At 36.6% G+C, this 20,438-nt stretch carries 23 protein-coding genes; 9 read left to right on the forward strand and 14 right to left on the reverse strand.

Annotated features, from left to right (window positions below):
- Window positions 1-53: 53 nt before the first annotated feature.
- The 5 genes from HBN50_RS07655 to HBN50_RS07675 all read right to left on the reverse strand — a co-directional run bounded on the left by HBN50_RS07655 (window position 54) and on the right by HBN50_RS07675 (window position 7,185).
- Window positions 54-947: a dihydropteroate synthase gene (locus HBN50_RS07655; protein ID WP_273869043.1), complete on the reverse strand. Its 894-nt coding sequence runs from the start codon at window positions 945-947 to the stop codon at window positions 54-56.
- A 7-nt stretch (window positions 948-954) separates the two neighbouring features.
- The gene (gene ftsH / locus HBN50_RS07660) at window positions 955-2,883 is read right to left on the reverse strand and encodes an ATP-dependent zinc metalloprotease FtsH (RefSeq protein ID WP_273869044.1); all 1,929 of its coding nucleotides are present in this window, start codon (window positions 2,881-2,883) and stop codon (window positions 955-957) included.
- A 125-nt stretch (window positions 2,884-3,008) separates the two neighbouring features.
- Window positions 3,009-4,238 carry a tRNA lysidine(34) synthetase TilS gene (gene tilS, locus HBN50_RS07665; RefSeq protein WP_273869046.1) on the reverse strand — a complete coding sequence of 410 codons (1,230 nt, stop codon included), beginning with the start codon at window positions 4,236-4,238 and terminating at the stop codon, window positions 3,009-3,011.
- The gene (locus HBN50_RS07670; protein ID WP_273869047.1) at window positions 4,238-6,229 is read right to left on the reverse strand and encodes a hypothetical protein; all 1,992 of its coding nucleotides are present in this window, start codon (window positions 6,227-6,229) and stop codon (window positions 4,238-4,240) included. The genes tilS and HBN50_RS07670 overlap by 1 nt, the downstream gene beginning before the upstream one ends.
- 44 nt (window positions 6,230-6,273) lie before the next feature.
- A complete protein-coding gene (locus HBN50_RS07675; RefSeq protein ID WP_273869049.1) occupies window positions 6,274-7,185 on the reverse strand; it encodes a LysR family transcriptional regulator in 912 nt (303 codons plus the stop codon).
- A 78-nt stretch (window positions 7,186-7,263) separates the two neighbouring features.
- Here HBN50_RS07675 and HBN50_RS07680 point away from each other — a divergent pair, with 78 nt between their 5' ends.
- On the forward strand, window positions 7,264-7,809 hold the full coding sequence (locus tag HBN50_RS07680; RefSeq protein ID WP_273869050.1) for an NAD(P)H-dependent oxidoreductase: 546 nt from the start codon (window positions 7,264-7,266) through the stop codon (window positions 7,807-7,809).
- A gap of 32 nt (window positions 7,810-7,841) precedes the next feature.
- Here the strand turns inward: HBN50_RS07680 and HBN50_RS07685 are convergent, their stop codons facing one another.
- Together HBN50_RS07685 and HBN50_RS07690 are read right to left on the reverse strand one after the other, a co-directional pair.
- Complete coding sequence (locus tag HBN50_RS07685) at window positions 7,842-8,846, reverse strand: isocitrate dehydrogenase (protein ID WP_273869051.1); 1,005 nt, start codon at window positions 8,844-8,846, stop codon at window positions 7,842-7,844.
- Between the two features lie 82 nt (window positions 8,847-8,928).
- On the reverse strand, window positions 8,929-9,384 hold the full coding sequence (locus tag HBN50_RS07690; RefSeq protein WP_273869052.1) for a hypothetical protein: 456 nt from the start codon (window positions 9,382-9,384) through the stop codon (window positions 8,929-8,931).
- Between the two features lie 266 nt (window positions 9,385-9,650).
- On the opposite strand from HBN50_RS07690, the gene HBN50_RS07695 reads away from it, so the two are divergent.
- Window positions 9,651-10,349, forward strand: a complete 699-nt coding sequence (locus HBN50_RS07695; RefSeq protein WP_273869053.1) for a hypothetical protein — start codon at window positions 9,651-9,653, stop codon at window positions 10,347-10,349.
- 398 nt (window positions 10,350-10,747) lie between these two features.
- Here the strand turns inward: HBN50_RS07695 and HBN50_RS07700 are convergent, their stop codons facing one another.
- Both HBN50_RS07700 and HBN50_RS07705 read right to left on the reverse strand, forming a co-directional pair.
- The gene (locus HBN50_RS07700) at window positions 10,748-10,993 is read right to left on the reverse strand and encodes a hypothetical protein (protein ID WP_273869055.1); all 246 of its coding nucleotides are present in this window, start codon (window positions 10,991-10,993) and stop codon (window positions 10,748-10,750) included.
- A gap of 55 nt (window positions 10,994-11,048) precedes the next feature.
- Entirely contained in the window at window positions 11,049-11,312 is a 264-nt protein-coding gene (locus tag HBN50_RS07705) for a hypothetical protein (protein WP_273869056.1), read from the reverse strand.
- A gap of 91 nt (window positions 11,313-11,403) precedes the next feature.
- On the opposite strand from HBN50_RS07705, the gene HBN50_RS07710 reads away from it, so the two are divergent.
- Together HBN50_RS07710 and HBN50_RS07715 are read left to right on the forward strand one after the other, a co-directional pair.
- On the forward strand, window positions 11,404-11,937 hold the full coding sequence (locus HBN50_RS07710; RefSeq protein ID WP_273869057.1) for a phage tail protein: 534 nt from the start codon (window positions 11,404-11,406) through the stop codon (window positions 11,935-11,937).
- A 59-nt stretch (window positions 11,938-11,996) separates the two neighbouring features.
- Window positions 11,997-12,665 (forward strand): lysozyme, encoded by a 669-nt coding sequence (locus tag HBN50_RS07715; protein WP_273869058.1) that lies wholly within the window; start codon window positions 11,997-11,999, stop codon window positions 12,663-12,665.
- Here the strand turns inward: HBN50_RS07715 and HBN50_RS07720 are convergent.
- From HBN50_RS07720 to HBN50_RS07740, 5 genes are all read right to left on the reverse strand, one after another.
- Window positions 12,658-13,104 (reverse strand): hypothetical protein, encoded by a 447-nt coding sequence (locus HBN50_RS07720; protein ID WP_273869059.1) that lies wholly within the window; start codon window positions 13,102-13,104, stop codon window positions 12,658-12,660. The two genes, HBN50_RS07715 and HBN50_RS07720, sit on opposite strands and share 8 nt — an antisense overlap.
- Window positions 13,105-13,119: 15 nt before the next feature.
- Window positions 13,120-13,470, reverse strand: a complete 351-nt coding sequence (locus HBN50_RS07725) for a thermonuclease family protein (protein ID WP_273869060.1) — start codon at window positions 13,468-13,470, stop codon at window positions 13,120-13,122.
- Between the two features lie 80 nt (window positions 13,471-13,550).
- The gene (locus tag HBN50_RS07730) at window positions 13,551-13,727 is read right to left on the reverse strand and encodes a hypothetical protein (protein ID WP_273869061.1); all 177 of its coding nucleotides are present in this window, start codon (window positions 13,725-13,727) and stop codon (window positions 13,551-13,553) included.
- Window positions 13,727-13,924, reverse strand: a complete 198-nt coding sequence (locus HBN50_RS07735; RefSeq protein WP_273869062.1) for a hypothetical protein — start codon at window positions 13,922-13,924, stop codon at window positions 13,727-13,729. The genes HBN50_RS07730 and HBN50_RS07735 overlap by 1 nt, the downstream gene beginning before the upstream one ends.
- A gap of 43 nt (window positions 13,925-13,967) precedes the next feature.
- The gene (locus HBN50_RS07740) at window positions 13,968-14,120 is read right to left on the reverse strand and encodes a hypothetical protein (RefSeq protein ID WP_273869063.1); all 153 of its coding nucleotides are present in this window, start codon (window positions 14,118-14,120) and stop codon (window positions 13,968-13,970) included.
- Between the two features lie 255 nt (window positions 14,121-14,375).
- On the opposite strand from HBN50_RS07740, the gene HBN50_RS07745 reads away from it, so the two are divergent.
- The 5 genes from HBN50_RS07745 to HBN50_RS07765 are packed head-to-tail and all read left to right on the forward strand — an operon-like array spanning window position 14,376 to window position 20,437.
- Window positions 14,376-14,972, forward strand: a complete 597-nt coding sequence (locus HBN50_RS07745; RefSeq protein ID WP_273869064.1) for a hypothetical protein — start codon at window positions 14,376-14,378, stop codon at window positions 14,970-14,972.
- Window positions 14,965-16,857: a phage terminase large subunit family protein gene (locus tag HBN50_RS07750; RefSeq protein ID WP_273869065.1), complete on the forward strand. Its 1,893-nt coding sequence runs from the start codon at window positions 14,965-14,967 to the stop codon at window positions 16,855-16,857. Before HBN50_RS07745 ends, HBN50_RS07750 begins: the two co-directional genes overlap by 8 nt.
- Entirely contained in the window at window positions 16,857-17,060 is a 204-nt protein-coding gene (locus tag HBN50_RS07755; protein ID WP_273869066.1) for a phage head-tail joining protein, read from the forward strand. Before HBN50_RS07750 ends, HBN50_RS07755 begins: the two co-directional genes overlap by 1 nt.
- Window positions 17,060-18,520, forward strand: coding sequence for a phage portal protein (locus tag HBN50_RS07760; RefSeq protein WP_273869067.1), 1,461 nt, complete (start codon window positions 17,060-17,062; stop codon window positions 18,518-18,520). Before HBN50_RS07755 ends, HBN50_RS07760 begins: the two co-directional genes overlap by 1 nt.
- A gap of 3 nt (window positions 18,521-18,523) precedes the next feature.
- Window positions 18,524-20,437 (forward strand): phage major capsid protein, encoded by a 1,914-nt coding sequence (locus tag HBN50_RS07765; protein WP_273869068.1) that lies wholly within the window; start codon window positions 18,524-18,526, stop codon window positions 20,435-20,437.
- Window position 20,438: the final 1 nt, after the last annotated feature.

A 20,438-nucleotide genomic window follows, 5' to 3' on the forward strand; every position in this document is an offset into this window, starting at 1 on the left:
AGTTGCTGAAATTAAAAAAATTACGGCCATGACATAGAAAGAGAACCAACTAATTAAAGGTACTTAAAGCTATTGATAGAAAGTTGAACAATCAGAGGGTCGTGAACACGAAAGAGATACTCCCCTCCCTTAGGTAATTCATGCATCCACTTCACAAGCAGGGAGTGGTGAAGAAACTCACTTCGCCTTTGCTTTTCACTCTTTTCAATCTCTTCCCCTTCAAGTGACGTTAGGTTTTGGAGAAATGACTTTTTAGAGATCCCAATGAGCCAACGAAAATTTGTGGATAGACTCTCTTCTGTAAAGCGAATCAAATATGGTAACTCTTTTAAAAGCTCTAAATTCTGTTTCTCACTTTTACTAAAGCCAAAACAAGGATCTAAATAAACGCGAGAAAGGACGCCCCATCCTTTGAGAGTTTCATGAGCTCTTTGAAAAACATCGACAAGGTCACTTATGGCCAGATCCTCTAGAACATAATCCATATGATGACTTGTCAACTCTCGCTTTGGCACATGAGTATGAGAAAAAACATACTGGGCCCGAGGGCAATTTAAAAGCGTTTGTTTGGCCTGCTCATCAAGCACACCTGAGACATCGTTCCAGATGATTTCCTTGTAATCAATATTTTCAAACCATGAGTAAAGAGTTTCAAAAACCGGTGCTTTATAAGTGTCTATCGAAATTCTCTTAGCTTTGAAAACGTCAGGTTTAGAATCGATAAGTGGTTTTAGAATTTTTTTAAATCGATCGAGCTCTTCAGACTCAGTGATTGATTTATTAAAAGGAGCAGTGCTTTCGGCCCCAAAATCGTAAACATCACAACCTAAGGCATCATAGGTCTCAATTGTTTTTAATAATTCATCACTTGAACTAAGGGGCGTTTGGCTTGAAAAAGAATTGGGAGTGATATTAATCACTCCCATTATTTGAAATTGTTTAATCATAGAAAGCTTATGCTAAAGACGGCTCGTCTTTTTTCGTCTCTGCATTCTCCTCTTTATTTTCAGAGTTCTTAACTAACTCCTCTTTTTTTTCAGAAGATTCTTTTGCTTCAACTTTATCAATCAAAGGAACACCAATATCTTTACCCTCTACAAGATCTTGCACTTGCTTAAAGTCCAGAGTTTCCCAAACAATGAGCGCCTCAGCGATACGATTAAGAGCATCACGCTTTTCTGTTAGAATTCTTGTGGCCTCTTTATAATTCTCATCAATAATACGGTGAATTTCAGAATCAATTTCTTTAGCCGTATCATCAGAGTAACCAACTTCTTTCATACCAGGTCCACCAAATGGACTAGCTCCAGCATTAGCATAATTTCTAGGCCCAAGCTTATCACTCATCCCCCATGAACAAACCATGTGGTGAGCAAGCTGAGTTGCTTTTTCAATATCATTAGAAGCACCGTTAGAGATTTCTCCAAAAACGATTTCTTCCGCTACACGGCCACCCATCATAAACGCAATTAGGTTTTCACCTTTCTCTTTTGTTAAATTGAGGGCATCTTCACTTGGAAGAGTTTGAGTTACACCTAATGCTCCACCACGAGGCATGATCGATACTTTGTGAATAGGATCTGTTTTTGGAAGTTCCATACCAACAAGCGTGTGACCTGCTTCATGGTATGCTGTTACTTTTTTCTCATGATCAGAAATAACCATCGATTTTCTCTCAGGTCCCATGAGAACTTTATCTTTAGCAAGTTCGAAATCATTTGTTGAAAGTGACTTCTTATTATAACGAGCGGCCATAAGAGCTGCTTCGTTTACAAGGTTTGCTAGATCGGCACCAGTAAACCCTGGAGTTCCTTTAGCAATTACTTCAAGATCAACATCTTGATCAAGAGGAGTTTTTCTTGTGTGTACTTTTAGAATTCCTAGACGTCCACGAACATCTGGAGGTCCAACAGTGACACGTCTATCAAAACGACCAGGTCTTAAAAGAGCTGGATCGAGTACATCAATTCTGTTTGTGGCGGCAATAAGGATGACACCTTCATTAGATTCAAACCCGTCCATTTCAACAAGAAGCTGGTTAAGAGTTTGCTCACGCTCATCGTGACCACCACCCATACCATGTCCACGGTGACGACCTACGGCATCGATTTCATCGATAAAAATGATACAAGGAGCGTTCTTCTTACCTTGCTCAAAAAGATCTCTTACGCGTGAAGCACCAACACCAACAAACATTTCAACAAAATCAGAACCTGAAATTGAAAAGAAAGGTACATTTGCTTCTCCGGCCACGGCACGAGCAAGAAGTGTCTTTCCTGTTCCTGGAGGACCTACAAGGATAACACCCTTAGGTATTTTTCCACCAAGATTAGTGTATTTTTTTGGATCTCTTAAAAAGTCGACGACTTCAGCAAGTTCTTCTTTTGCTTCTTCTACACCAGAGACATCAGTGAAAGTCACTTTTTTGTCGTTAGCAGAGAGCATGCGAGCTTTTGATTTTCCAAAACTCATGGCCTTTCCACCACCAGCTTGAATCTGTCGCATAAAGAAGAAGAAAATAATAAGAAGAATGATCATCGGTCCCCAGTTCACAAGAAGTGATTGGAAAAGACCTGGTTTTTCATCTTCTTCGTATTCTGGGTAGATGCTATTTTTTTCAAGAATCTTGAAGGTTTCATCCCCTGTGCTACCAGTTAAACGAAAACTTTTTCCACCTTCGTAACCTTCTTTGAACTTCCCTTCAATTTTATTGTCGCCACGGAAAGTTACACCTTCAACATGACCTTTTTGAACGGCCTGAATAAAGTCTGGGTATTTGATGGCCTTAACATTTTGTGGTTTCTCAGTAGCGACTTTTGCCACTAGTGCCATCATGAGTACGAGAAAAATCCACAAGAGAACTGTTTTTTGTTGCTGTTTCATTATTATCCTTAATTGATTAAAAAATCTCTTCCTTAAATTTTAACCTGATTTAAACCACTATTGTAAGAATGGTTTCACGAACAATCAAGGTCTTCTCATTTAATTTGGTATCGGTTGAAAAAATGTCAACCATGAGAAGTGTCGGTTTTTAAATAAAAGAAGGTTCTTTTTTCCACAGGGCCCAAGCCCCCTTGTAGATCACGTGATAGAGGAACCAGTTTTCCCGACAAATTTACACTTATTTTATTTTTATTCGACAATCGATCGAAGAATGGATGCTCTTTTATGGCACTTTTCTTGTTTTTTGCACTGCTCATGAAAAAAAGCGGTTGTCCCTCAGGAATCTGCGAAGAAGCCAGAGAGTATGAGAATTCCTTCTTCAAAAGTACTATTGTACGGTGCATGACATAGAGCTCAACCCCACCACTAAAGAGCAGAGGTCCCTTTTTGCCATTTTTTATCATCACTTCAACTTTATTAATTTGGGCCCGCGTAGTGCCACGGCCTTTAGAAGAGAGTCTTTTAATCTCATTTAAAAGCGAATATTTAAAGTTTTCATTAAAATTCGAGGCAACAAAGAAAGTGAAGTGATCGCCACGATGGAGATTCGAAAGATTCGTTGTATTATTCTGAAGTCCTCTGTTCGCCCCTATCTTCGACTCTTCATTTAAAGAATCAATCTTTTGCAAAGACCTCTCAACATAGTGCTTTAAATATTTTGGATATTTCGCCTTTATACGCTTAACAATTGTGTTACGAATGAAATTTCTATCGTAACTAATCGATCGGTTTGTTTCATCTTCAAACCACTCAAGCTGAGATTGGCGCGCGTATTTTAAAATATGATCCTTAGACAAGCACATAAGTGGCCTTCGATAAGGACCATTAATGATTGGAATACCCAAGGCCAAATTAGAAGAGCTTGAAAATTGCTGCATCAAAGACCACTCAAATGAATCATCCAGATGATGACCTGTTAAAATTTTTGTTGCAGATTTTTCCTTAGCTAGCTTTAAAAATATTTTATAGCGCTCTTTTCGTGCGCTAAATTCGATATCGGTCTGCTTTTTAAAATTAAGCCTAAAACTATAGAATTCAAATCCGCGCTCTAGGACAAGTTTTTCTAATTGAACTTGTTCGAGGTCTGCTTGTTCCCTAAGACCGTGATGAATATAGACAGCAGATAACTTCGAGAACACTTTTCTCTTTTTAAGAGCATCGAGAATATCCAAAAGAACAATTGAATCAACACCACCACTAAGGGCCAAAAGAAGATGATCATTCTCACAAAAGAGCTTATATTTTTGAATAAATTCAAAAACAAATTCAATCACCTCATAGCGATAGCGTTTCATTAACTCACCTTCTCACTAAAAACCTCATTAACATCCTTAACAAGGAAACTTGGAAAAATGAAAAGATCAAAGATAGCGCCCAAAAAGATGATAATGGCCAGATTGAGTCCAAACTCGCCAATAGGAACAAAAGAATTAGAACCAATCAACAAGAAACAAAGTACCAAAACAAATGTACTTCCTAGAATGGGGCGAATAATGGCCTTTTTATACAGTTCTATTGAACGATCAGCCTTACTAAAAAAGTGAACCAAATGAAAGCTACTATCAACAACGATTCCTAGGGCAATACTGTATGTCATCACAGTGGCAATATTATAACTTAGTCCCAAAGGAGAGCTAATGAGAAAAGAAAAGAGCACGGGGCCAACATTAACAATGGCAAAGGCCATAAATACTTTAATTGAACGATAGTAAACGAGGGCCAAAAAGGAAATGACTAATACTGAAAAGAGAAAGCTCTTAATCATTGTCTTAATCATTGATTTTTGTGAAATCATTAAGTGGTGATAAAGTCCGCCGGCCTTTATCTGCGTATTATTTTTCTCATAAAATTTGGTGATTTTTTCTAAATCCTTTTCATAAACATCAACATTAGTTGCATGGCCAATTAAAAAAAAGCGATACTTATTCTCAAGAGGAAATTGATCTTTAAAAAATACCGGTATTTTCGATCTCAAGGCGAGATAGGCCATTTCATTCACAGGAAGCGACTCACTCTCAGAGTACTCTCGATTAATCTCGCTTACTAATGAAGTCTCACTTACAAGCTTATATGACTTCATAAAAGACTTTTCTTGTAAACGTCTCTCCAGGCCTAGAAATTCGTTCAAACTCTCCATTGAACGATCTTTCAGATCAATTGTAATATCAAAAAGTGGTTGGCCACCTACAGTCTCACTAACTTTATGCATGGATAACGCTCTTTGATCAGAGTCTGGAAAATACAAGTTTGCATCGGTAATCGTTGGCACAGTTTGTGACATAAAAAAGCTAATAGCAATTAAGGGAGGAAAGAGAAAAACAAAAACTAAACGATTTGGAAAGCTGGCACAAAGATCCAGTGCATTAGTAACGATAGAGCTCACCTTTGTTTCGACTTGCCTTTTCCCAATGAAATGAAATCTTGAAAAATAAAAGTAGGCCCAAGTAAAAGCACAACTTAAAACAAGAGACAGGGCCCCCATTCGCCCAAAGTCTCTAATTGCAGAGATCTCACTAAACTCTAATGATAAAAGCCCTAAGCATGTTGTAATTAACATTAAAACGAGGGGTTTAATTTTATCACTAAAAACAGCATCCCAATCTCTATATTCAATATAACTATAGTAGAGATGAAAAACCACAGAGAGATTGACTACAAAGACAAGCAGAGGAGAAATTGAATTTACCATACTCATACTGGAATAAAATATTTTCAAAAGAGACAAAGAGATAAGAGCACTTGATAAGCATGGAATAAAGAGTGTTATTCCATCTTTTAATTTACGTGTTAAAAAGATTAAAAGAATAAGCGAAAAGATAAACATCAAAGGAAAAAGCTTTTTAGAAATATCTTTTGAATACTCATTTAATAGATAATTAGTATAAGGAACCCCTAAAAAGGAATAATCTTTAGTCGTTGTAAGTTCGACTAAATTGAAAAGATCTTGTTCGCTTTCACTACTAATAAAAACCGCTTCTTTTTGTTCTTGGTCTAGTTTCTTAGTTAGCTCATTTTTAATATCTAGTTCACTTGGATTAAATAGAGAACAGTCCTCACAATGACGAGTGACCAGAGTTGCAACTTCATTTCTCTTTTCTTTATCAACAAGAACAATGAGAGAGTTAAACTCGCCAAGATCTTTTACGCGTTCATTATAATGAGAAATCTCTTGATCTGTGAGAAAAATTTTATTGTTATTTTTTGTCTCTAGATTTCTCGTAAACAGCCCAAGCCCAATTAAAAGAACGACAGAGACACTTAAAGTTATGATTGCATTTTTTTTCATAACAATAGATTGCCACAGGCCTAAGTCAAAGTCGATTAAATGAGTTAACTTCCCATAAAACGGGGATAATTTTCTCGAATTTGTGCGCGGAGCCATTGGTGTTCTTGCGCATTGTCTAAGCTCTTATGCCATACCATTTGATGATTAAAACTTGGAAGCTCGATAGGTGGAGTTAAAATACTTAAAGGCAAATGGACCGCCATTTTTTTTGCAAAACTTAAAGGAACAATCGCCGCAAGATCCCTCTCAATAACAATCCATGGGATAGAGGTAAGATAAGGAGTCCTTGTATTGACCGTTCTTTTTTTACCAATTTTTGCCAACTCAGTATCCACAAGACTTCCCACTTTTTCAGTAGGTGTAAAGATAACGTGTTCATATTCTAAATAGCGCTTCAAACTCATGCTCTTAAGGGATTTCTTTTGTTTTCTAACAATAAGACAAAGATCTTGCTCGCTTAGACTTTCGATATGAAAACCACTGGCTTCTTTTAAATTGGCAGCAAAACTTAAATCAACTTGTGCCCCTTGCATACGCGCGAAAAACTGCTCTAAAACGATTGATCTAAAAGTAAAAGTCATAAGTGGTGACTTCTCTTTAAGATCTTTTAATAGTTCGGGAAAAAGAATCGTTGAATCGAAGGCCGTACCTGATAGCGTAAATTCTTTTTTAGATGTCATTGGTTCAAACTCTTCGTCATCAAAGAGACCACGGTTCAATTCGTTTAACTTCAAAGAAATAAAAGGACCAAGATCAAGTGCCTTTTGCGTTGGTATCATCACTTTAGAGCTTCTGACAAAAAGCTCATCATCAAAAGTTTCTCTTAACCGCTTTAGGGCATGACTGATCGTTGGTTGAGTCAATCCTAATTCGTAGGCCGTATTAGAGAGATTTCTCGTCTCATATATTGACTTAAAGACAACGAGAAGATTGAGATCGATATTTGCAATATTCATTTTATCTATTTCTTTAATTTAAATTATTCATTTCATTAATATATATTTTCACCCTATCCTCTTTAAAAAGGAGTGACAATGAATGTTTTAATAATCGATGCAAACCCTAATAAAAAGAGTCTAACAACTGCTATCGCCACAAGACTTTACGACAAATACCAACGAGAGCACCAATGTCGACTCATTCACTTAAGTGATCTCGATTTCGATCTTAGTTTCCAAGGTTATAGTGATAAAAAAGAGTTAGGGCCAGATCTTGTAAAAGCACAGTTGGCCATAAAAGAGGCCGACCATTTAATATTTGCAACACCAATTTGGTGGTCTTCTATCCCCGCTCTCTTTAAAGGCTTTCTCGATCGCTGCCTCACTCCGCACTTTGCTTTCTCCTACAAAGAGAATAGTCCCTTTCAAAATAAATTATTAAAAAATAAAACGGCCGATCTCTATCTTTTAAGTGATGCTCCTGCTTGGTATCGAAAATTTATACTTGGAGACCCTGCTGCAAAAATGCTCAAAAGAGATACCCTTGAATTTTGTGGAATTAAAGTTAAGAAGGTTAAGAGAATTGGAAATGTTAGAAATTTAAATCGAGAACAAGCACAAAGAATTCTGGAATCATTATAAAAAAGGCCCTCATTCAGAGGGCCTTCGTATAATTATAATCTTTCTAACACAGCTTCAGTGAAATCTGTTGTTCCAGCATTTCCACCGAGATCAGCCGTTGTACGATCTGCTGATTTGATAACATCTTTGATCGCATTTCTAATCTTATCGGCCTTATCGCTCATATCTAAGTGATCAAGCATAAGGGCCGCAGCGAGCATTAAAGATGAAGGGTTTGCAAGGTTCTTTCCAGCAATATCAGGCGCTGAACCATGAACAGCTTCAAAGATAGCAACATCATCACCAATATTAGCACCAGGGGCCATTCCAAGACCGCCAACAAGTCCGGCGCAAAGATCAGAAACGATATCGCCAAAAAGGTTTGTCGTTACGATCATATCGAACTGGTTTGGATTCATTACTAGTTGCATACAAGCGTTATCAACAATCATTTCTTTTGATTCAATATCAGTATTTTCACTAGCAGCTTTTCTAGCAAGCTCTAGAAATAGACCTGAAGTTGATTTTAAAATATTAGCTTTGTGAAAGGCGTGAATTTGCTTTCTCCCCTTTTTTCTCGCTAGATCATAAGCAAATTTTAAAACGCGCTCACAACCTTTCTTAGTCACAACAGACTTAGATTCAGCATACTCTCCGTCATTAAAAATTTCTTGTCCGGCCCCACAGTAAAGACCTTCAGTATTTTCACGAATAGTTAAAATATCGATATTCTCGTAACGTGCTTTTGTCCCTTCAAAAGTTACAACAGGACGAACGTTAGCGTAGAGATCAAATTTCTTTCTAAGCGTTACGTTGATTGAAGTAAACCCGCCTCCACTTGGTGTTGTAAGAGGCCCTTTAAGAGCAATTTTATTTTTTGAAATAAGATCAAGAGTATCTTGTGGAAGAAGATCCCCGCCTTTATCAAGGGAAGTAATTCCCGCCTCGGCATATTCATATTCAAAGTCGCATCCCAATTTATCGAGTACTTTGATTGTTGCTTCTGTTAAGCTTGGTCCAATCCCATCCCCAGGGATGACTGTAATCTTAGTTGCCATATATCTCTCCTTAAAAAATAAAGATGATCTTAATTTAGAGCGCAGTATTTGGCAATTTCAACAACATATCTTTAGGCCCTCGCTAGGATTCTCGAATATTCTCGTTAATGTAGTTCCAATAGATGATTTGATAGCAGAGGGTCTTAAAGCCTAGCCCAACATAGAGAACCTGAAACATCCAAAAGTTGGTATTGGTATGAAAGTAATTATTTTGCCATGATTCATAAAAGTTAAAAAGGATAATAGGATGAAGGACATACAAAGAAGCATGGACGAGACGTTCTTCTTTTTTTAGGCCCTGGTAAAAGAACTCATTCTTAATAATAGAGATCATCGAAAGTGCTGCGAGTGCTTTGTAAACAACGATCATCTCTTGTGAGAAAGGTACAAATGTAGCAAAGAGAATGACCACAAAAAAGAGGGCCGCATCTATAATGATACTCCAAATCTCTTTAACGGAGTGAGCTCTTCCTTTGTTAAAGTAATGCTCGTCAATATTCATCAAGATCACATGAAGACACATTAAAAGCAAAGTCATAGGGAGCTCCAAAACTAAAATAGATATTGGATAAATGATCTCATAAAAATTTGTTGAATTAAAATTAAGAATAAATAAAGGGGGTGGTGTTAATGGTAGCTCGGGGCAGAGTTGAACTGCCGAATATATCTATAACTAACTGTAATCTATGAACGCAAATATACTTGCACACAGAGTGCACACAACTTTTTGCACGCAACTTGATGTTTCTTATTTATAAAGAACGGCATTATTGATATGAACTCTTATTAATTTAGGAGAACGTAATGCCGGTAAAAGCAGCAATAGAAGACAGATTAAAACACCCTATAATTGGAACGCTTGTGCTCTCATACACTGCACAGTGTTATGAGATTATACTTCAGCTTATGTCGACAACAATTACGGTTAATGACAAAATTCTTCTGGTCCAAAACTATTCTTTTCTTGACCCATGGAAAGTTGGGATATCAATTCTTTTTACTCTCGCTTGGATCGGGCTATCCCTCGCAGGAGACTCAATATCAGGGTATGTCTCAGGCTTAAGGTCTAAACATTTCGTTAACGCTAAGCTTAGAGGCAGTAGCTATCAAGACTTGAAGTCACAGGCCGCCAAATCAGTAATGTATGATAAAGTCAGCAATACTTACGTGTACTATCTAAATCGAAGTAAAAGCTCTGGTCAAAAATCAACGAATGCGATTAACGAGCTTCAAAGAATAAGGGCAAAACTCGCATCAACAGTAAATTTAGACGTCGTTAATTCAATGCCCAGCAGAATCGACAATGTAATATCTGAAATTAAAGAATCTTACACACATGCTGAATATATTAAACAGTTACTTGAATTAAACAATGATGAGCAGCTGATAGTGAAACTGGATCGTCAGAGCGAGGTGATTAATTTTATTGATCATCAAAAGGTAACTAGAATACCTATTATTAAGAAAATTAAGAATAATCTATTCTTTAAAAAGAAAAAATAGTTTGCTAATGGACATTTATAGCTCTTCAAGTACAGCTTGATTTTTCTCTTAACACTATCTAACAATTATTAATCATTCCCTTCTGAGGAGTTAGTAAAGTAATTTAATATGGAGAGACGATATGTCTATTCCAAAGTTCCCATTTGTTCATACAGTTTTGATTTGAAGGATTACAAACGATTAGGACGGGGCGGCATTTTTCCGAGAAGAGCCTCTTTTTACATTCCTTGTGCCAAAGACATAGGTTACCACTGAATGAATATTTGGGCATATTTGGCAAATCATGCTCTTCTGTACACCACTTCCAAACTAATTTTTCTTTTGCTATTCCTTGCATTTTCCAAGATGAGCTATGAGAACAAGAGCTGAAAAACAACAATAATAATAAAATTGCTTTTTTATACATTTGATACACCACCTTTTTTGAGTTCCCCTACATATGCCTTTAGAAAGGTTTCAAGCTCTTCCTTAATTATCGCAACATCATAATCGGTGTATTCTCCAATGGGTCTATTTTCCGCATGGTTTAATCTTTTTAAAATGTCGTGATACTTATCTAGATATCTCGTTCTTCTTTCTTCGTTCCATGCCTTGGTCCCTTCGACAAGTAATTCACCAATGATAGGCAAAAGTGTAGCTGACATTTTCAACTCCTAAAAAAGGCCCTCGAGCTAAGGGCCTTTTGAAACTCGTAATTAATTAAGACTCTACCGGAATTAAGGCTTCAGTCATTAGGTAGCCAGAATAGGCAGCTGTAGCATTTCTAGTTCTGTGCTTCATTTCATCATCAATTTGATCATAGCCTTCTACGGCCCTCATAACATTAGGTAGGTTTTCAGCAGTAATCGTTGCAACGTCTTTTCCTTCTCGAATATCTTTAATTAATTCAGCAACAGCGACAGCAACTTCTTCAGACTCTTTTCCTACTTCGAGCTCAACTTTCTTTGTCTTTACCTCGGTCATAAAAACTCCTTATTTAGATTTTTTGATTTACAGAGTTTAAAAATATCCTTCTTGGAGAGTTAATTCCTTCTGACTGGAGTATTATAAATTTATGCACTACGAAACAGAGTCTAGAAGACTAACTCGACTTATAGATAATGCAAGTGAAGCAATTGTAAAAAAGGCCTCACGTAGAGCAATGTCTAGAACAGCTACCCACCTAAGAAAAGAATCTAGCAAAAAAGTAAAAGAATCGATGCCTGGGGCAAAAGCAAAGGAAACAAAGTCAGCAATTGATCTTGTTAAGAAGCTCAGAGGCCCTTTAGAAACATTTGAAGCTGGAGTTGTAGTCGAACATAAGGACTCTCCAATTAGTAATTTCAAGCACAGACAAACTAAAAAAGGAGTATCTGTAAGGATTAAAAACAAAGCTCTTTTAAAAGGTGCCTTTATCGCAACAATGAAGAATGGTCATGAAAGTATATTTAAGCGAGAAGGAAAAAAGAGGCTTGGAATTAAGAAGTTATTTACATCAACTATTAGAGAGGCAATAGGAGATAAAGAGGCTGAAATCTATAATTCTGGCTCTAAGTTCATGCGTAAGCAACTTACGAGTGCTCTCAAGTACTACTTATCCAAGATCTAACCACTCACAAAGAATTCTAACGAGCGTTTTCGTAAAGTCTCTATATAAATGGAGGCTTTATGTTAACAAAATTAATCAAGGCAATTCGAAACTTTTTTAACCCTAAAGTAAAACAACAAATCCCACAGTCAGAGATTGATCAAATAACTATCCCTGAACTAAATCAAGGAAGCTCAATCAATGTAGAAGCTCCGAACTTACAGGATTTGTTACTTAAGAAATTTAAGGAAGATCTAAACAAGCTTAACACAAGCAACGAGGCGATAGAGCTCATAAAAGAAAGAGAGGGTCTTTATTTGGACCCATATAAATGTTCCGCAGGAGTACCGACGATTGGATATGGAACAACATATTATCCAGATGGAAGTAAGGTGAAGATGAATGATCCTTCAATTTCAGAAATGCAAGCGTTGTACTTTTTAAAACATGAAATAATGGAAAAAGAAAAAGAAATTGAAACATTTTTCTATAAGAATAATATTCAATTTAACTGTAACGAATTCTCTGCTCTTGTCTCATTTGTTTATAACTTAGGAGCTGGCCCAGTTGTTAACAAAAGCAAATCTATGTCAAAAGCAATTCTGAGCCGAAACAAACTTAGAATTGCAGACACATTTCTTATATACAACAAGGCAAGAGTTGGTATTTTTAAACGATTGAAAGCACTGCGAGGCCTGACAATTCGAAGAGAAAAAGAAAGAGCTCTTTTCTTAAAGCCAATTAACTAATGATTTTTAGAATACCGTCTTTAATTAAGTGTAAAAGCTTACTTGCATGGATATGGGGGAAGGCAACATCCTCCCCCCCTCTGTTGACGACTAGCTTTAGGTATCCATCGTGATCACTAAGATCAATGATATTTACTCCGTCACCTTTTTCAATTAATGTTTCTTTTTTATTAGAAGAAATTATTTTACTATTTTGAGTGACTTGATAAAAACGACTTGTAGAGAGTGGATTCAGTCCGGGCCATAAGATCAGACAATCAATTGCAAAAATCTCGTCTTCTAAATATTCTTTTTTAGTGTGTCCGAAATTTTCTTGGCACAATTGTACTTTAACTTTGTCCTTGTTAATGCTCACAACCTTAGAAGGGCACTTATGAAGGGTGAAGTCAATTGAATCTTTTGGAATAACTAGAACAGTATCATTTACTTTTAAATTCATGATAATCTCCTTTTTTTAATTACACCAATCAACCTTTTTTTTAGTTTTCCCTCTATAGGGATAAGCTAGTTTATTCTTTAATAGAATATCTGAAAGGTTTTTTCCATCCACTTGAACATCTGCAACAATTCTAAAGTATTTTCCCTTTTTGACGTTGGTAAGATTTATTACTTTTCCATTCTTAAGGACAGATCTAACTAATTTCTTAGCCATTCTTCCCTTGCGTTTTTCACATTTATCTTTAGTTCTTAACTCTGGTGTATCAACTCCATTTACTCGTATCTTTGCCTTCTTTCCGAGCAATGGGTGAACATTTGGAATATTAACTGTTATTGTATCACCATCATAGTTATCAACATATTTCACGCATTTGAATTCTTTATTTGTGTGAACACAATCTGCCATGCAAATGGAAGGAAGTACCAATATTAAGAAGATAATGTGTTTCATTTGTCCTTAACCTGTCTTAAAAACTCTTCCATTGCAAAGTCTAAAAACTCAGTAAATTTACGACCCTTATCCTTTAATATTAGATTAACTTCTTCATACTTCTCCGGATCAACTTTAGTCGTAATCATTTTTGACTTATTGGAGCTTTCTTTAATGAATGTATTAAAGTCCATTATGCTGCCTTATCTTTCTTGAGTAACATTTCTTTCAGGTCATTTAGAGACTTCTCAACATTGCTATCAATATCAGCTCCAATTTCTTCTGCATCAGAAATAGCATTGTGAATGGTGTCACTTATTAGATCTTTTGCATCGTTCTTATTGAGTTCTCTTTTTAGTAAGCTATAAATTTCTGAGATACTTGCTTTCATATATTTCTCCTAGTTATGTTATCGGATAATCAGAGATGGCCCTTTAATTGGTGCCATCTCTTATCTTAATTAGTTGCCTCTTTAGTTTTTCCATCTCAGCTAAGTGATAGAAGTCAGTGTCTTCCTTGGCCCTAACGATTTGCTTATTACATTCCTTTATCGCCTCGTTAATGATCTCAACTTTTGATTTCTTCATCGCTAACTCCTTATATAAATAGTACAGTAAACGACACGCCACGTCAATATAAAATAAATACAAAATAAATACAATCTCGATAATCATTGTCTTTGCTTACACTTAGACACCACCCCCACCCCTTTGGGTCCTTCCTGTCTATATTTTAGACAGCGGGGCGGCAGAGTGCGGCACCTGAAAATTTTTTGGCCCAAAAATGTGTCGCCAGTCGCCACTCAAAACTCAAAGCAACCTTAAACTTGATAACTTGAGAACATGGCTCCAAAGGAAATCGAGGGTGTATCTCAAAGAGACTATGCTCGAAGTCGAAACATTACACACAAATCAGTTCAAAATGCGATTAAGGATGGAAGACTTAAAAGAGCCCTTATTCCATTTCGTAACTCATTTAGAATCGATCCAGATATCGCAGATGAAGAATGGGCGACTAATACAATTCACGACAAAAGACCGAATGATGTTACTGGCAATAAGAATGCTAACGATTATGTAGCTCCTCCAATAAGCCCTAGTCAGCAAGAAAAAATAGAGCAACTAAGAAGACTTGGAATTGATGAAGACATTCCTGAGCTTGCGATCAGTAGAAGAATCAATGAACACTACACTGCTCAAATTAGAAGACTGGAATTTCAGGAAAAAGAAAAGTCACTAATTCCAGCAGAAGACATATCAGAAGTATGGGGGGAACTATTAACAAATTTCGCCACAAAACTTAGAGCTCTCCCAGCTAAGCTTTCCCCATTGGTTACTTCAGTAAAAGACGAAGGTGAAAATCAAAAACACTTAGAAGATGCTGTCGATGAATGCTTAAGAGAACTCTCTGCTTATGAGTTTGAGGTTCATAGTGAGTAAAGCTTATGGACTAGCAAAAATACTTTTAAAAAAGATTGCTCCACCACCAAGGCTTTCAGCATCTGAATGGGCAGATGAACACCGTTTTTTATCAGCTGAAGCGAGTTCAGAACCTGGAAGATGGAAAACATCAAGAACCCCATATTTAAAGCTAATATTAGACTGTTTCTCAAATCCAAAAGTTAAAAAAATTGTTTTCATGGCCAGTGCACAAGTTGGAAAAACAGAGTGTCTTCTCAATGCAGCTGGGTACCACATGGACTATGACCCTTGTCCGATCTTATTAGTCCAGCCTACAGATGACATGGCGGAAGCTTTTTCAAAAGATCGACTATCTCCAATGATTCGAGATACACCGAAACTGAAAGAAAGAATAAATCCAACTAAAACAGGAAAAAAACGAGGAAAAAAAACACAAGACAATATTCTCCATAAAAAGTTTCCAGGTGGCCATATTACGATGATTGGTTCTAACTCACCTTCGAAACTTGCATCGAGGCCAATTAGAGTTGTCTTACTTGATGAAGTTGACAGGTTTCCTGCATCAGCAGGTGAAGAAGGTGATCCTTCTAAACTTGCAGAGAAAAGAACTAAGACTTTTTGGAATAAAAAAATCTTCATGGTTTCAACTCCAACAATTAAAGGCTCGTCCAAAATTGAAAAGGAGTTCGAGCTTTCAAATAAGCATGAATATTATATTCCATGCATGCACTGTGGAGAATTCCAAACGCTAAAATTTAAAAACATAAAATGGGATAAAGACAAACCTGAAACAGCTACTTACTTTTGTGAATGTTGTGGAGAGGCCTTTGACGAAAGTAAGAAGATCTCTTCTCTTCAAAATGGAGAGTGGCGTGGAGAAGAATCCTTAAGCGAAACAATGGGATTTCATATAAATGAGCTCTATTCCCCATGGGTTAAATTTAAAGAAATTGTAAAAGAATTTCTTGATGCAAAGAAGCAAGGAACTGAAGCATTAAAAACTTGGGTAAACACTTCTTTAGGTGAAACATGGAAAGAAAAAGAAGGAGATGTCCCAAAATGGAGAGAGCTATATGCAAGACGCGAAATCTATACTATTGGAAAAGTACCAAAGGGTGCTTACTTCTTAACGGCAGGCCTTGATGTTCAAAAAGGAAGAGTTGAATATGAGGTTGTGGGATGGGGAAAAAATTACGAATCATGGTCAGTAGAATATAAGGTTGAACATGTTAACACTGATGATCATAGAAAATTAAAAGAAACATTAGAAAAAATAATTAATAGAGAGTTTGTTGGAGAGAATTTTAATTCATATAAGATTGCAAAATTAGCAGTCGATACCGGATACAACACACAAATTTGCTACAACTCGATTCGTGAACTAGGTGACCCTAGGGTAATAGCAGTTAAGGGATTTGATAATCAAATGAGTGCTATATCTCTACCGAGACAAGTTGATGTAAATTACAACGGTGAAAAAATCAGAAATGGAATGCGCTATTATGGCGTAGGATCCTCATTACTAAAACGTCAAATATACGGTTACTTACGATCACAAGTTCCCACTGAAGCAGAAATATTGGAAAATGGTCACCCTTCTGGATTTATGCACTTCCCACAATATGATGAAGAATACTTCAAAATGCTTACAGCAGAAGTTTTAAAATCAAAAAGAAATAAAGCAGGTTTTACTAAATACTTCTGGGAAAAGATTAGAGATAGAAACGAAGCTTTAGATTGCCGTGTATATTCAATCGCAGCACTTGAATCATTAACTTATTCACAATGGAAAGAAAGTAAATTTGAGCAATACGCCAAACTATTCCAGTCACCATGCGCACCAAAAACGAAAAAGGTAAAAAAGAAGAAGAAAAAAAGTAATTCCTTTTTAGATGGATTTTAATGAGTGCTGAAAAACAACAATATCTGAAGAAACTTGAAGAAGCTCTTTATACAGGAGCTCAGAAGGTTAAATTTAAAGACCGTGAAATCGAGTTTCACTCACCAAATCAAATTAAAACACTCATAAATGAGCTTAAAGCAGAACTTGGCCTCTCTAAAAAGAAAAAGAAAACATACACTCCAAGTTACTCAAAAGGCCTTTAATGACAAAAAAAGAAACGAAGTTCAAAAATGTGAACGCGTTAGATAAAGTTATAGGTTACATCTCCCCTTCCGCAGGTCTTAGAAGAGCTAGAGCAAGGTCTAATTTTAATCAGATTAGAAGATATGACGGTGCTTCAAAAAAGAAACGACTCAAGAATTGGCGATTACAAGAAATGACAATGAATCAAATTCTTGATGCTGATGCAGTTACTTTAAAAGAAAGAGCTCGCGACCTTACAAGAAACAATGCTTATGGAAAAGCTGCTTTAAGAGTGTTAACTCATAGTTTAGTTGGTCCAGGCTTTACACCCGATTTCTCAAATAAGATTGAAATAGAAGATTCTTTTCAGACATGGGCGAAAAAGGCTGATCAAGATGGAAAGCTTCAGTTTAACGGTCTAATGAATCTGGCAACAAAACATCTTGTAAGAGATGGAGAATTAATCATTAGGCGATATTATAAAAAATCTTCGCTAGGATTAAGTGTTCCATTACAAATTCAAGTTATTGATCCCGACTTACTTGCTCGTGATAAAAATGAAACGAAAAATAATGGTAGTAGAATTGTTCATGGTATTGAATACGATAGTGAAAATAAACCTGAGTTCTATCATTTTTATAAAATGCATCCATCTGAAACAATATCGAGAGAGACTGTTAGAGTTCCGGCCAAAGATATAATTCATAAATACGATCTTGAGTACTCTGGTCAAGGTCGTGGTGTAAGTTGGTTCGCACCAGTCATTGTTAAGATATTTGACTTTGATGGTTGGGAAGATGGACAGCTTCTGAAAATGAAAATCTCATCTTGCTTTGCAGGTTTTTTAAAATCAGACAATGTAAGCTCCCTCCCTGGAGTAGACTCCGAAGAAGATTCAGAGTGGGATGAGACGCTCGTTCCTGGAACAATTAAAGAACTTCCACCAGGAAAGGACATAGACTTCACCAACCCACCTCAAGTTGAAGGCCTTTCAGAGTTTAATAAACGTGTACTACATGCGATTGCGACAGGTCTTGGAATTACATATCACCAACTGACACAAGATCTTTCAGACACAAATTACTCATCTCTTAAAGCGGGTACAAATCAATTTAAAAGAGACATTAAGACTTGGAGAACGGATTTAGTTATTCCTGCACTAGACGAAGTCAGTGAGTGGTTTCTAGAGGCTTATGAGCTTTCTACTGCAAAAATTCCGAAAGAACTAAAAAGAAGCTGGACTCCTCCAAGAGATGAAATGATTGATCCAGTAAAAGAAATCCCTGCAACAATCAAAGAAGTACGAGCTGGCCTTGCATCATGGTCAGCTACAGTTAGGGCACGAGGTCTAGACCCACGAAAACTTCTAGAAGAATTAAAAGAAGATAAAAAAATGTTCACGAAATATGGACTAATTCTCGATTGTGACCCTGAAAAAGTTAGCCTTTCAGGAAATATACAATCAAATACAGAGGAATAAATAATGCCAAGTAAAATCATTACAAGAAGTGAAAAAGAAAGCCCATTAGTAATTACGGAATCTGAATTCTCTCCAGAATCGATTGATATAGAAAACAGAACTGTAAAAACTGTTTTCACGACAGAGAGAAAGGTCTTGATTGATCCGTGGTTTGATGAGCCATATTACGAAATTTTGTCAACTGATCCAGAGCATATTCGACTTGAAAGAATAGATAAAGGAATTCCTGTTTTAGATGGGCATGACCGTTCTGGCTCAGTGTTAAAACAATTTGGTATTGCTGAAGGTCTAGATCTAGGAAATGAAAACCCTGAGACCCTGATGAGGTTCTCAAGAAAAGAAGAAGCTTTAAAAGCATTTCAAGATATTGCTGATGGGATTGTGAAAACTACTTCAATCGGATACCGCGTTTATAAGTACGAAGATATTAGTGAAGATGACGATAAAATCCGCACTCTAAGAGCAATTGACTGGGAACCGTTTGAAATTTCTCTAGTCCCAATTCCTGCTGATATTGACGCACAAATTAGATCTAACGAGCCTGTCGTTGAGCTTAAAAAACCAGATAACGATACAAATAATAGAGATATTCAGAAAGGAGATCCTCTCATGCCAAAAAAATTAGAAAATAAAAACCCAGAGACTGAAGTGGAAAAAGTAGATGTTGAACAAGTAAGAAAAGAAGCAACAGAACAAGAAAGACTAAGATCATCAGAGATTAGAGCTCTAGTGAGTAAAGTCGGCCTTGATAGTGAAATCGCAGAAGACCTCATCAAAGAAGGAAAAAGTGTTGAGCAAGCGAGAGAGCTGATTATTGACAAAGTAGCAGAAAGATCTGAAGAAAAAGCTCCTTCTACACACACTCCACGTATTGAAGTAGATTCAGACACGAACAGAAATGCCAAAGTTGAAGGTGCAGCTGAGGCAATTCTTCACAGAAACGGTATCGTTACCGAACTTTCTGACAAAGGTAAAATGTTTAGAGGTTTTTCATTCCTAGATATCGCACGAGAATTCACTCCAAATTTTGGACGTGGACTTGATCGTGTTGAAATTGCAGAGAGAGCCCTTGCCTCTAGTGATTTTAAAGCTATTACAGATAACGTAGCTACAAAAACACTTGAAAAAGGATACAAGGCACAGAAACAAACATTTTGGCCTTTTGTTAAAGAAGGTTTTTTACCAGATTTCAGAGAAGCAAAGCGTGTTAGATATGGAGAAGCTCCAAGCTTACTAGAAGTTAAAGAAGGTGGAGAATATAAAGATGCATCTTTTGGAGATAAGTCAGAGGGCGTGAAATTAAGTAAGCATGGTCGTGTACTTAAGATCACAGAAGAGACGATCTTAAATAGTGATTTTAATGTATTCGAAGATCTCGAAATGTTTGGAAGTGCATCAAGTAGACTAGAGTCAAATCTAGTGTATGACGTATTGACTTCGAATTCAAAAATGTCAGACGGTAAAGATCTTTTTATTCTTAACACAAACAAAGCTGCTGCCTCTGGAATTGAAGCTGGCCTTAAGAAAATGTTTGAGCTCTTTATGATGGCAAAAGGAATGGATGATAAAGACTTCCTAAATCTTACACCAGAATACCTAATGGTTGGGCCAGATAGAAGAGAAGAAGCAATGAAAGTCCTCAAGCAGATTGTTGCCTCTAAATCTTCAGATGTTAACATTTATTCTGATGAACTAATGCCAATTGTTGAACCAAGACTAAATGGAAAAGGATGGTTTACTGCAACGTCAAAAGAGCAGGCCAAAACAATTGAGCTCAACTTCCTTGAAGGCAGACGTGGACCTTCGGTTAAGTCTAGCTTTGACGGTGATAGAGATCTCATCAAAATCAAAATCAAACATATTGTTTCTGCAAAATCTATTAACAGAGAAGGTCTATTCTGGAACCCAGGGAATTAAT

Origin of the sequence: Halobacteriovorax sp. GB3 (assembly GCF_028649655.1) — a bacterium.
GTDB lineage: Bacteria > Bdellovibrionota > Bacteriovoracia > Bacteriovoracales > Bacteriovoracaceae > BSW11-IV.

What these genes read in the sequence shown, in the direction of transcription:
- HBN50_RS07715 (WP_273869058.1), top strand. Translation starts at nt 11,997, where the DNA reads ATGTTAACAAAATTAATCAAGGCAATTCGAAACTTTTTTAACCCTAAA.
- HBN50_RS07680 (WP_273869050.1), top strand. Translation starts at nt 7,264, where the DNA reads ATGAATGTTTTAATAATCGATGCAAACCCTAATAAAAAGAGTCTAACA.
- HBN50_RS07730 (WP_273869061.1), bottom strand. Translation starts at nt 13,727, where the DNA reads ATGGACTTTAATACATTCATTAAAGAAAGCTCCAATAAGTCAAAAATG.
- HBN50_RS07695 (WP_273869053.1), top strand. Translation starts at nt 9,651, where the DNA reads ATGCCGGTAAAAGCAGCAATAGAAGACAGATTAAAACACCCTATAATT.
- HBN50_RS07735 (WP_273869062.1), bottom strand. Translation starts at nt 13,924, where the DNA reads ATGAAAGCAAGTATCTCAGAAATTTATAGCTTACTAAAAAGAGAACTC.
- HBN50_RS07675 (WP_273869049.1), bottom strand. Translation starts at nt 7,185, where the DNA reads ATGAATATTGCAAATATCGATCTCAATCTTCTCGTTGTCTTTAAGTCA.
- HBN50_RS07690 (WP_273869052.1), bottom strand. Translation starts at nt 9,384, where the DNA reads ATGACTTTGCTTTTAATGTGTCTTCATGTGATCTTGATGAATATTGAC.
- HBN50_RS07755 (WP_273869066.1), top strand. Translation starts at nt 16,857, where the DNA reads ATGAGTGCTGAAAAACAACAATATCTGAAGAAACTTGAAGAAGCTCTT.
- ftsH (WP_273869044.1), bottom strand. Translation starts at nt 2,883, where the DNA reads ATGAAACAGCAACAAAAAACAGTTCTCTTGTGGATTTTTCTCGTACTC.
- tilS (WP_273869046.1), bottom strand. Translation starts at nt 4,238, where the DNA reads ATGAAACGCTATCGCTATGAGGTGATTGAATTTGTTTTTGAATTTATT.
- HBN50_RS07720 (WP_273869059.1), bottom strand. Translation starts at nt 13,104, where the DNA reads ATGAATTTAAAAGTAAATGATACTGTTCTAGTTATTCCAAAAGATTCA.
- HBN50_RS07705 (WP_273869056.1), bottom strand. Translation starts at nt 11,312, where the DNA reads ATGACCGAGGTAAAGACAAAGAAAGTTGAGCTCGAAGTAGGAAAAGAG.
- HBN50_RS07740 (WP_273869063.1), bottom strand. Translation starts at nt 14,120, where the DNA reads ATGAAGAAATCAAAAGTTGAGATCATTAACGAGGCGATAAAGGAATGT.
- HBN50_RS07655 (WP_273869043.1), bottom strand. Translation starts at nt 947, where the DNA reads ATGATTAAACAATTTCAAATAATGGGAGTGATTAATATCACTCCCAAT.
- HBN50_RS07700 (WP_273869055.1), bottom strand. Translation starts at nt 10,993, where the DNA reads ATGTCAGCTACACTTTTGCCTATCATTGGTGAATTACTTGTCGAAGGG.
- HBN50_RS07710 (WP_273869057.1), top strand. Translation starts at nt 11,404, where the DNA reads ATGCACTACGAAACAGAGTCTAGAAGACTAACTCGACTTATAGATAAT.
- HBN50_RS07685 (WP_273869051.1), bottom strand. Translation starts at nt 8,846, where the DNA reads ATGGCAACTAAGATTACAGTCATCCCTGGGGATGGGATTGGACCAAGC.
- HBN50_RS07670 (WP_273869047.1), bottom strand. Translation starts at nt 6,229, where the DNA reads ATGAAAAAAAATGCAATCATAACTTTAAGTGTCTCTGTCGTTCTTTTA.
- HBN50_RS07745 (WP_273869064.1), top strand. Translation starts at nt 14,376, where the DNA reads ATGGCTCCAAAGGAAATCGAGGGTGTATCTCAAAGAGACTATGCTCGA.
- HBN50_RS07765 (WP_273869068.1), top strand. Translation starts at nt 18,524, where the DNA reads ATGCCAAGTAAAATCATTACAAGAAGTGAAAAAGAAAGCCCATTAGTA.
- HBN50_RS07760 (WP_273869067.1), top strand. Translation starts at nt 17,060, where the DNA reads ATGACAAAAAAAGAAACGAAGTTCAAAAATGTGAACGCGTTAGATAAA.